Source organism: Mucilaginibacter sp., from assembly GCF_041663085.1.
In the GTDB taxonomy this organism is placed as follows: domain Bacteria; phylum Bacteroidota; class Bacteroidia; order Sphingobacteriales; family Sphingobacteriaceae; genus Mucilaginibacter.
The window spans coordinates 1-11,233 of the sequence record NZ_JBAZRC010000159.1; the positions used below are offsets into that span (position 1 = coordinate 1).

The 11,233-nt window shown below is 43.4% G+C and carries 9 protein-coding genes; all 9 read right to left on the minus strand.

The annotated features are described in order from the left end of the window. Window positions 1-396 (minus strand): efflux RND transporter permease subunit (locus tag WC615_RS20200; RefSeq protein ID WP_372979870.1); only part of this gene is annotated, 396 nt, incomplete at its 3' end. A 120-nt stretch (window positions 397-516) separates the two neighbouring features. Then, window positions 517-1,653: an efflux RND transporter periplasmic adaptor subunit gene (locus WC615_RS20205; RefSeq protein WP_372979871.1), complete on the minus strand. Its 1,137-nt coding sequence runs from the start codon at window positions 1,651-1,653 to the stop codon at window positions 517-519. A 313-nt stretch (window positions 1,654-1,966) separates the two neighbouring features. Further along, a complete protein-coding gene (locus tag WC615_RS20210) occupies window positions 1,967-2,569 on the minus strand; it encodes a TetR/AcrR family transcriptional regulator (RefSeq protein WP_191174285.1) in 603 nt (200 codons plus the stop codon). A gap of 115 nt (window positions 2,570-2,684) precedes the next feature. Next, window positions 2,685-3,149 carry a MarR family winged helix-turn-helix transcriptional regulator gene (locus WC615_RS20215; RefSeq protein ID WP_372979872.1) on the minus strand — a complete coding sequence of 155 codons (465 nt, stop codon included), beginning with the start codon at window positions 3,147-3,149 and terminating at the stop codon, window positions 2,685-2,687. A 47-nt stretch (window positions 3,150-3,196) separates the two neighbouring features. Beyond that, a complete protein-coding gene (locus WC615_RS20220) occupies window positions 3,197-5,770 on the minus strand; it encodes a DUF5686 family protein (protein ID WP_372979873.1) in 2,574 nt (857 codons plus the stop codon). Window positions 5,771-5,785: 15 nt separating this feature from the next. Then, window positions 5,786-6,100, minus strand: coding sequence for a hypothetical protein (locus WC615_RS20225; RefSeq protein ID WP_372979874.1), 315 nt, complete (start codon window positions 6,098-6,100; stop codon window positions 5,786-5,788). 223 nt (window positions 6,101-6,323) lie between these two features. Then, window positions 6,324-8,891 carry a BamA/TamA family outer membrane protein gene (locus WC615_RS20230; RefSeq protein WP_372979875.1) on the minus strand — a complete coding sequence of 856 codons (2,568 nt, stop codon included), beginning with the start codon at window positions 8,889-8,891 and terminating at the stop codon, window positions 6,324-6,326. 26 nt (window positions 8,892-8,917) lie between these two features. Then, window positions 8,918-9,823 (minus strand): SdiA-regulated domain-containing protein, encoded by a 906-nt coding sequence (locus tag WC615_RS20235; RefSeq protein WP_372979876.1) that lies wholly within the window; start codon window positions 9,821-9,823, stop codon window positions 8,918-8,920. Further along, window positions 9,820-11,233 (minus strand): polyphosphate kinase 1 (ppk1, locus tag WC615_RS20240; protein WP_372979877.1); only part of this gene is annotated, 1,414 nt, incomplete at its 5' end. The genes ppk1 and WC615_RS20235, both read right to left, overlap by 4 nt.

An 11,233-nucleotide genomic window follows, 5' to 3' on the forward strand; every position in this document is an offset into this window, starting at 1 on the left:
CTGTTTGGTGGTAGTAATACCGTATTGCACAACCTCGGCAGGTAACTGGCTTGTGGCTTGCGAAACACGGTTTTGCACGTTCACAGCCGCCTGGTCAGGGTCGGTGCCTTGTTTAAAGTAAACAGTGATACCTAATGTACCATCATTACTGGCGGTAGAGGTCATGTAGGTCATGTTCTCTACACCGTTAATTGATTCTTCCAGGGAAGGGGTTACCGAACGTAAGATAGTTTCGGCATTGGCGCCCGGATATACAGCAGATACCAATACTGCCGGCGGGGCAATATTAGGGAAACGCTCTAAGGGCAGTTTTGTTAAGCCCAGTATACCCACTATCACCAATAAGATGGAGATAACGGTTGATAATACCGGCCTTTCTATGAATTTTTTAAACATTGTAGTAGTTTTTTAGGAGAGTCAAGAGTAAAGAATCAAGAGACAAGACCGAACTTGTCGCCCTCGTTATGCTTCTATATCTTGATTCTTGACTCTTGAGTTCTTGAATCTTATAAAGAATTAGTTTTTCGCTACAGCAGCAACTTTATCAACCGTTTTTTGTGGGGCAATAACAGTACCTTCCTGCAATTTGTCCATACCGCTTAATACAATCTGGTCGCCGGCTTTTACACCATCTTTAACCAGGTAGTTTGCACCGCTTGTACCGATGATAGTGATTGGCAACTTTTTAACCTTGTTACTATCGGCAAGGGCGTATACAAATACCTTATCCTGCATTTCAACAGTGGCTGATTGTGGGATAATTAAAGCGTTATCGTGTTGCAGGCTTAAGCGTACTTTACCGGTGTTACCAGAACGTAACAGGCCATTAGGGTTTGCAAAGGTTGCCCTTACGGTGATAGCGCCGGTGTTTTTATCAAACTGGCCGTCTATCACATCAATTTTACCCTGTTTGGCGTATTCGGTACCATCGGCTAAAAGCAATGCTACTGATGGCAGGTGTTTAAGCTTGTCTTTTAAAGTTTCGCCCGGGTATTGTTCTTTAAAGTTTACAAAATCCTTTTCGCCAAGGGCAAAGTAAACGTGTACATCGTGCACATCAGATAACTGGGTTAATGCTTCAACATCCTGCGGAGTAACCAGGCTGCCTTGTTTTTTTAACAGGCGACCAATGTAACCGCTAACCGGTGCTTTTATTAAAGTATAACCTAAGTTGATCTGTGCGGTTGCCACATTTGCTTTAGCCGATTCAATATTGGCCTTTGCAACCTGGTAAGTTGCCTTTGCTGTTTTTAACTGGTAGTCTGATACTACTTTGTTGGCAACAAGCGGGGTTAATTTGTCAACTTCTATTTGTGCGTTGCCTTGTGCTGCTTCGGCTGCGTGTAAACTTGCTAATGCATTGTTTAATGCTGCACGGTAAGGTTGCTCGTTTATTTTAAATATTGGCGAACCGGCTGTTACAAAAGCGCCTTCGTCTACAAATACTTTATCTAAACTACCGCTAACCTGCGGGCGTACTTCAACGTTTACGGTACCTTCTACAGATGCAGGGTATTCCTGGTAAGTAGTTTGGTTACCCGTTACTACTGCTGCCACAGGCAAAGCCGGAGGGGGAGGTGCCTGCGCCGTTTGCGGCTTCGGCGAGCAACTGAATAATGATATGGCGATGATCGCTGCTAAGATGATTTTCATGATGATCAATTTTGAGGGTGAGTTAATGGGAGTTAATGCAGCCCTGAGGCTGTTTATATATATGGTGTCGTTTGTTTTCGTTGTATTGTACATTATTGTAAGTATTTATTCGATATAGATATGTTCAGTTTTTATTGCCGATATCACCGTAGCTAACGGCAACAATAAAAAATTATTAACATTGGTAGATTATTTAACACTGTTAAGTGTTGAGTTAGAGGAGTGATGATAGTTTCCATAAGCTGTGAGTTTTAAGAATTTGAGTTTGTTTACACTGCCGAATAAATCGGCAATGTTTAAACGCCTTTGAAAATCAAGGGGTTATTGACTTTATAATACCGGTAATAGCATCCCTTAATACCTGTCTGTTTATTTTATCAGAATCGCCGCGGTCTAACAGATTGATTGATACCAACCCGTGTACCACCGACCAAAAAGTATAATATTTTGTACAAATAATATCCGACTCCATGTCCTGTATATTCATCAGGTCGCCAATTGAGCCGGTAATAATATCCCAGGGTAGTCCTGCTTCGGGTAATTCATTTACCATTTTGCATGCACAGCTGGTTGTAATACCAAACATACCCTGGTAAAGCTCTTTATTCGCGAAAGCAAAGTTCCAGTAGGTAAGCCACATTTCTTCCAGCTGATCGGCCGGTGATGTGTGCTTATCCTTGGCTTCCTGCAGTTGTTTCGACAACTTTAAATAGCCCTGGCGGTTTAGCTCTAATAATATGGCCTCTTTGCTGGCAAAGTATTCATAAATAATAGGGGCGGTGTATTCAATCACATCCGCTATTTTGCGCATACTCAGTGCCTGCCATCCTTCTTCCTTAACAATTTGTAAAGCAGCCTCCAGGATGTTCACCCTGGTTTCTTCTTTTAATCGTAATATCCTATCCTTACTGGCCATGTTATTTACTACTATTAGATTATTTAACAGTGTTAAGCAAATGTATAAAGGATTTGAACTAACCGTTTCATCCTATTGTCATTTACTCAATAAATCTTTAATTATTTTATCAATTTTATTCGATACAGTTGTTTTCTTCATGAAACTGTACAAGCTTCAACATTACCTCAATAGCAGTTTCGTAATTTTTTGTCCCTACCACCTTTTTATACTGGGTTTCAAGTTCCATAACCTGGTTTTTAAGGTTGTGGTAAAAGGCTTCGCCTTCCGGGGTAAAATGCAGCATCACTACACGGGCATCATCGGGGCTTTTTACACTGGTAACCATATTTATGGCTTCCAGTTCTTTTACAATTTTGCTGGCGCCCTGTTTGGTAACATTCATTTTTGCGGCAAGCTCATTATTTGATATGCCGGTTTTGCCAATGCTCATAAATAAGGGCAAATGCGCACTATTAAAGCCAGGCTGATCTATACGGCACAGTTTTTTACCCATCCACTCGTCTAAAAGGCGTTTAAGCAGATATACCAGCTTTGGGGCAACCTTTTTTGTTTCTTCTGTTAATTCACAACTGTTCATGATACAAGACTTAACAAGTAAATTAATGCCTGGTTTACGAATATAAATTAAAAATCAAATTTCACAAAGAATCTGATACCGCTACGTGGGGCACCCGGGTGATCCAAATAAGTAAAACGCCTTACATAATCTATCCGCAACAGCTTAAATATGTTACCTACACCCACACTACCCTCAACATACGGAGTAGAGCCTAACGCATAAGTACCGGCACCGTTTGCACCTACACTGCCCGGAAAGCGCAACAGTGATGGGTCGTTAGCGGGGTCGTTCTCTTTACGCACACCGCCCCAAAGGCTTTTTACGTCGATGATCTCGCGTAGTTTTAATCTTTTTAACAACGGTATACGGTTAAAAATAAAGCCGTTAAAATTATGGTCGATAGCTATGCTGGCGTAGTGGTCGCTCACAAACTCCTGGAAGTTCATTAAGTTGTACGATTGCAGCTGGAAAGCATAGGTTTGGTTGGCATGGTGTATATCCAGTAAAGGGAAAGGCACCTGGCCAAACAGGTAACCACCTTCGGCAGTTACATCGGTAAAACCAAACTGCGACAGGTAAAAACGTTTGTTGATGTTACCCACAACGTTTTGATAGTTGTATTCGCCACCTAACAGGCCTTTAACACCCTGGGTATAGCTAAGGGTAAAAATAGGGTACTTGTCAGGTATTGGTGTGCGGTACAGTTTTCCCTGGTAAAATTTTTCGTGTGGTGCCCACCGGATCTGTGCCGATAGCTCTGATGTTTGGATCAGGTTAACATTATTTAAACTGCCGTTTGGCAACAGGTTTTGGTAAAGCAATGCACCGGCAGGGGTTTGGTTCCATTTTTTGAAACCTAACGAGTACGACAGGTGATTGGTAAACTCGTGAACATAATCTAACCGGAAGATATCATTGTACAACCAGATATCGTTTGCACCACGTTTAAATGATAACAGGAAGTTGCTTTCCTGTACAAACTGTAGCTCCTGGCCCGGTATTTTGGTATCGTGCTGGAAACTTGCGCGGATATAGTTTTGCGGGAACGAGTAGATAGATTTATTGTTAAGCGAGTAAGTACTGCTTAAAAAGTATTTAAATTTTTCATCGCGGGTACCGTAAGCACCGTAAGTTTCAAAATAATAGCGTTTGCTTAGGGTAGGAGTAGTACGGCCGCCTATACGTACGCGGAAACCTTCTACCGGGTTAAAGCTATAAAATGTATTGGCCGGGCCTAATTCAAAGGCGCCGAAGTTTTTGTAACCGGCCAGCACCAGCGTGGCAATATCCATTGTTTTTTTGAACGATGGGATGGTTTGCAGGCTATCGATGTTTTTATAAATACTTGCCGATGCCGCGTCCAGTGTATCCGGGCGGGTCATTTGCCAGTAGGTGTCGTCTTTATCTTCGGCGTTTAAAGCAACAACCTGTGCCGGGCCTTTGTAAGTATCGTTAGTGCGGGCATTGTTTATAACAAAATTGCTGATGCTTACCAGGCGTTCTCCATATATACCACCACCTTTATTTTTGTTGATACCAAACTCAATCTTCAGGTCGCTTTGGCTCAGGTGGTAACGGCCATCGTTGTTCTTCTCGAACGACAGGTTGGCCTGCATCTGGCGCACAAAGTTTAAGTTGATGTTTTTGTTAACGGTAAGCATCGCGTTTTGCACGGCGTAGTTACCATCCATAGTAATGTAGATCTTACCTTCAAACAACAGGTTGTTGGTATTACGCGGTGTAAAGCTAAGCTCAATAAGGTTTGGCTGTACATCTTTAAGCGTATCGGTAATAAAGAATTTGTAAAACTCGGGCGAACCATTGGCAATAGGGCTAAGTAGTTGGTTACTTAATAACGACACATTGTTGTCATAGATATTAATATCCTGATACATACGGTTAAAGTAAGCGGTAAGGCCCTGGTTATCTACAAAGTTCTCGTCGTATTTTACCTGCTTGTTAGCGGTGATGATCTGCTTTTTGGCGTATGGGTCTTTACGGAAGTAATTATCAGACATTTTTTCTTCCTGGTACATGGGTAGTAAGGTTTTACCACCTATAGCAGTAGAATCCTGTTCGCGAAACAGGAACTGATAATTTTTGAAGATCTTTTTGCTGCGGAATTTATCGCTCAGGTTACTTAAAGAGAAGTTCATGCGCTCGTACTGTTTGTACTCGGCATAGTTATAGTTCTCTACCTGGTTTTGTGCTTTATGGGCAATAACCTGGCGGATAAGCTCGACAGCAGGATTGTTCTTGTTAGTATATTTTTTCTTTTTGCCCGAGCGTATTACCACCTCGCTTAATGCTTGGCTGTTCTCTGCCAAAGCGATGTTGATGGTTTGATCCTGGCCCTGGGTAACATTACGTACAGCGGTGCGGTAACCAACAAATGATGCCTTGATTTGCGTAACGGTATTATCAGTAGTTGATAAAGTATAGCGGCCCTGGCCGTTTGTACTGATGCCTTGTGTTGTACCGGCAAATGATACCGTTACATATGGCATAGCTTCTTTTGTCCTGGCATCGGTAACAACACCACGCACAATAGTTTGGGCGTGCAATGCCGTAACCGACGTAAGCAGTATAAGCATCATTAAGATGCTTTTATTATAAATGGGAGTGAGTAAACGTTTCATTATAAGCGTGTGATATTAGATAGAGGCTGTATTAGTTTTTTGTTGTTTTGCGGCAGGTTTAACTACCAGTTTGCGAAGTGCTTTAACGGTTGATGTTGCATAGCTGCGAACACTCAGCGTTAAAAACTCCATGTTAATATCTGCACCTAAAAAATTTTGCTTAAAACCTTCGCCCAAAACATTGATGATGTATTCGCCGGCAGACATAGTATGCTTGTGCGGCGTGCCGGCAGTTGATGTAGAAACATTTTTTTGAGGAACAGCGGTATGATTAGTGTTTCTTTTAAAAAGAGCACTGATGTTTGGCTGAGGTAGTGATAGCGTTTTCATTGTTTGCGATAATAACAGTACAAATGTAAACCAAGTTGACTAAAGTAGTCAACTAAATTTACTATTTAACTTTTTTATGACAAAAGTCAGAGTTAAATATACTGTTATGACAAACGCATACTTTTCCACACCGATTTATAGCTAAAATCGGTGTGGAATTAAATAGTGTAAAAACTACACGAAAGTTTGTGTTTATTCTGCGAAAACGGGTACGGATAGTAGGTTATATCCTGAAATTCAGTGATACATAAGGGTACCATCCTTCTTCAGAATGGCCTGCCAACACCTGCAAAATTGTTAAGCTTGCCGGCGAAAAGTACAAGCCACCGCCAACGCCCTGGTGCCATTTGTCTGATTTTTCTCCATCTGCCCAAACGCGGCCTGTATCGTAAAACCCGCTTAAACCTAACTGGCCGGGGATAATGTAACTGGCAATATTAAAGAGTTTAATCCGGCCTTGCAGGTTGTTGTAAACCATGCTTTTACCCGCAAAACGATACTGCAGATAACCCAGCAAGTTGCCCTGCCCACCCAAAAACATCGACTGGTAAAAAGCGGGTTTGCCCACGCTTACGCCACCACCAATACGGTCAGACAGTACAACCGAACCATTATGGGTTAGCTTTTGGTAAAAGGTAAACTCAGGCCTTATCTGCATAAAATCTTCCGAGAAATTATTTAAGCCTTTATAGCCTTGCAGTGATATATTGATATAATAACCGCCGGTTGGCAAAATGCCGCCAATACGTTTGTTGCTGTTAAAATTTACCATCAAACCTAAATGCGCCTTGTCCTTGTTAACTGTCAGGCTATCGTACGAGCCAATAAGCGAACTATGGCTGATGAGCCTGCCTACGTTATCGTCCAGGTCTAACCGGTAATACTGAAACGATGGGCCCGCGCTGATGGTGCTGCCTTTGCCTGTATGCCAGCGCAGGGCAGGGTCAACCTGATAGGTATCAAAGCGGGTACGGTAATACCTGCGGTAATTGGGCTGCTGTTTGTTTAAAATGGTATTATTACCAAGGCCAAAAAAGTTTACGGTGTTATCAGGCGCTTGTGCAAAAACCTGAAGCGTGAAATCGGCTTTGCCAATAGCCTGGATCCATTCGCCGTTATACTTAATGCGGAAGGCATCGGTACCAAATGCATGTGTAAGCATCAACTGCTGCGAGCTGGTATACGGCAACTTACGGAAACCATCGTTTTTGGTGTATTTAAACCCAAGGCCCAATAAAAAGCCGTCATCGGCATTGATGGCTGCGGTTGCAAGCGGCATCCATATATTGTATGGGTTGGTAGGCACAAAACGGGTGTTGTTTGTATCTGCGCTAAGGTGTTTGCTTAACCTATCAGCCATACCTTCAAATTTTACGTCTTTGGTGTCGTAAACCCTTACTTTATTGGCCGATTGCGCCACATTGTAAACCTTATTACCGCCGCCGCCTACCAACCTTAAATTTATAGGCGATGTAGTATTATTAATGGTAATGTTATCATCCCCGGCAGATGTGTACAGCCTTATCTCTTTAGTATATTTTGGACTATAAACTACAGATAGGATGGTATCCTTCACCTCTCCGTCTTTGTTTATTTTGTTTACCTGTACCAACAGGCTGCTATCGGGCAGGCTAGTTATTACTACCTTTTCGTTTTTGTCGCTCAGGCGGATATCCGCGTAGCGATAAATTAAACGGTAGTATTTATCCATAGCTTCGGGTAAAGCATTGCGGCGCGCCTTTAGTTTGGCCAGCAAAACATCGTGCCCCATTTTGTAGGTATCGCCGGGCAATAAACGTAAGCTGGCTTCTAAAACCTGGTCGTTTTCGGCAGCTACAAATTCATGGGTTACGCGCATCCATTGCTCGTGCGTCATCTGCGCATTGGCGTAGGGGTTTATAAAGCGGGTTTTATATATACCGTATTTATAATTCGGTTTAGCCGTAAAATCGCCCAGTACGGGGTTTATATAGGGTAATGCGGCTATATCCGGAAACAGCCCCTCCTCCAGGTGAAATACCTGGTCGCGGTCTCGCGGTACGCCTACATAAGCTTTTCCCTTTTTTGTTTTGGTTTCAGCCCAGCGCCATTGGTCTTCATGCCGGTCCCAGTCGCCAATTAAAAAATCCAGCAGGCGGGCTCGTAAAAAGGCTTCGCCATCAAAGGTATTATCGTTATCCTTTACCAGGTTCGCCAGCATTTTTATGGAGTTGTCAGAATTGCCTATAGGTTCGCGCTCTTCCAGCAAGCAAACCAGGTTGGCAAATACTTTGCGATATTCACCAAGTGCTTCATCATCCGCTACAACACCAATAACCGGGTTGGCATGAGGCACACGCGCGGCATCAGCCAATGGTGGTACAACCAACGCCGAAAAAGGGTGCTGCCCGCTCAGGGCATCGTCAAGCCAATCTACTGCAAAGGTTTCGCGCAGGGCTTCGGGCAAAAGTTTATCGGGGGTTTTTTCTACGCTGCGGATCACCCATTCCCTGCCGCTCTTATCTTTAAGACGTAGTGATTTCGACTGCATACCACCGCCTTCTTTTTCGGGCGTTAAACCACCGTAGATCTCAGAGATGCGGATAACCGGCAGCTTTACAGCCGTTGCCCATTCCTTGCGGTAATTATTGCCAAAAAACCAGCGGTGTATGCCACCAACCTTATCATACCTGGGGTGTACTTTTACCATCACGCTATCGCGGAAAGTGGCCTTGGCTACTGGCGCCTGTGCATATGTACATAATACTGCCACCGGCAGTGTTATAGTTGTAATAAGTAGTTTTTTAAGCATAGGATAGGGTTTTTAGGAGTTAGTAATTAACGGTTATACTTAAACAGAAGGATATTACCATTCGTCACTTTATCGCCTTCGTTTGAGATATACAGGTTGCCCTGTTTGTCGAAAGCCATTCCCTCGGGCTGTAAAAATGTTTTGCCGCTGATAGGGTAGGCCTGCAATACGTTCCATTGCTCATCAAGCACAACAATTAATTTGTTTACTGATGATAGCACATACCATTGCCTTGTTAACGGGTTTTTAGCCAAGGCAGATGGATGGAACCTGAGCTTGCCCTTGCCAATAAGCGCGGCGATTTTTTGTACATCAATAGTAAAGGTACCGCTTTGGCTAATGCTGCCATCGGCAGCTAAATTAAATATATAGCCATTGCACTCTTTGTTATGATCTTTACCGGCGCATTGTTTGCAAAGCGCGTACAGTTTGCCACCATCGGCGTGCAGGCCTTCATATTCGCCTGTAGGCAATATTTTCTTAAATTCTTTTACGTTGTTTATTTGCCCGGCCTTAACTTCTGTTAACGGGAAACTATACAAACTGCCATCACTGCGTAGCATAACTGCCTGATTATTTAATACGGCCACATCCTCATAATCGCCGGCTTTGCCAAATTTGGCATGGCTAACCTTACTATCGCCGGGGCGGAAGTAAAAGATCTTGCCTTCTTCGTCCTGTTCGGCATAAATGGTGCTTGCATCGCCATTGTTAAAGGCAATGCCCGAGATCTCCAGTAGCTCTGTCGGCATATCGTATTTTACCGGGTTGCTAAGATCATAACCTGCCGGACTTGCACTGCTAACAGCGGCTTTCTTACCATGCGACGCTTTTTTACCATCCGCATTTTTTTTATTGCCCTGGCTGCATGATGTGCCCACAATGCCTATACATAATAAGGAGAAGATGATGGCGATTTTTATGGTTTTCATATTATCCTGTCGAGGTTTAAATATTGATAAATGGCCTTTTGCGATTGAACGGCTTCGCCGGTTATCTGAGGCTTAATTTGGTTAAGGTGCTGGTCAATTGCCACGGCTTGCACATTATCGCTAAGTTGTAAATTAATTAATGCGGTTATTTGCTGTTTGATGGCAGTATCATAAACCGGGAAACAAACCTCTATGCGGTGGTAAATGTTCCGGTTCATCCAATCGGCCGATCCCATGAATATTTCGGGGTTGCCATTATTATTAAATATAAACACCCGTCCATGCTCCAGATACCTGTCAACAATCCGTTTAATGCTGATGTTTTCGCTAAGGCCTGCTACGCCTGGCACCAGGCAGCAAATACCACGGATGATCAATTGTATGTTTACACCCGATTGTGATGCCTCATAAAGTTTATCTATCATCACCCTTTCTTCCAGGTTGTTCATTTTGATGATGATGGAAGCAGACTGGCCTTGTCTGGCGAGTTTTATTTCGCGGTCTATCAGGCTTAAAAAGTCGGTTTGCAGGTTAAAGCCGGCTACCAGCAGGTGTTTAAAATCTATTTGTGTTTTTGGCGATGGCTTTTCGCGTTTGGCTAAAAAGATGAACAACAATTCTACCTCGCGCAAAATATCGGGGTTGGTGGTCAGTAAAATGTGGTCGGTATAAAACCTGGCGGTGCCCTCGTTAAAATTGCCCGTAGCAAGCAGGCCCGAATAACTTATGCGGTCGCCGTTGCGGGTTTTAACCAGCGCTATTTTGGCGTGTACCTTTAAAGCAGTTACGCTATAGATGATCTGCACACCGGCGTTCTTCATCTTTTTGGCCCACTTCAGGTTGTTGGCTTCGTCAAAACGTGCCTTCAACTCAACCACTACCTTAACCTTTTTGCCATTTTTGGCAGCGCTCATGAGGGCGTTCACAATTTTCGAATCGCTTGCTACGCGGTAAAGCGTAACGTTTATCTCTTCAACATCGGGGTTGTTGGCAGCCTCGTTAAAAAAACGCAGTATGGTATGGTACGATTGATAAGGCGTATTCACCAGCAAGTCGCCTTTAGCCATAGTAGCAACTAAAGGCTCATTATTAGGTACAGGTAAGTTTATAGCCGGCCATTTATCATACAGCAGGGCATGGGTGTTTACGGGTAAGCTGTAAAAATCTTTCAGGTTATGGTACCTGCCGCCTTCCACTGTGCCCGCGTTTTGCAGGCCGAGGTGCTGTATAACCAGTTGCAGTAAACGTAAAGGCAAATCGGCCTGGTGCAAAAAGCGCGTGGCCAGGCCGTTATCGCGTTTTTGCAGTTGCTTTTCTATTTGCTCAGATAATTCGCCGGGGTATTCGTCCTTCAAATCAAGTTCGGCATCGCGGGTTATCTTGATGCTGTAGCAGCCTTCAATGGTGGAT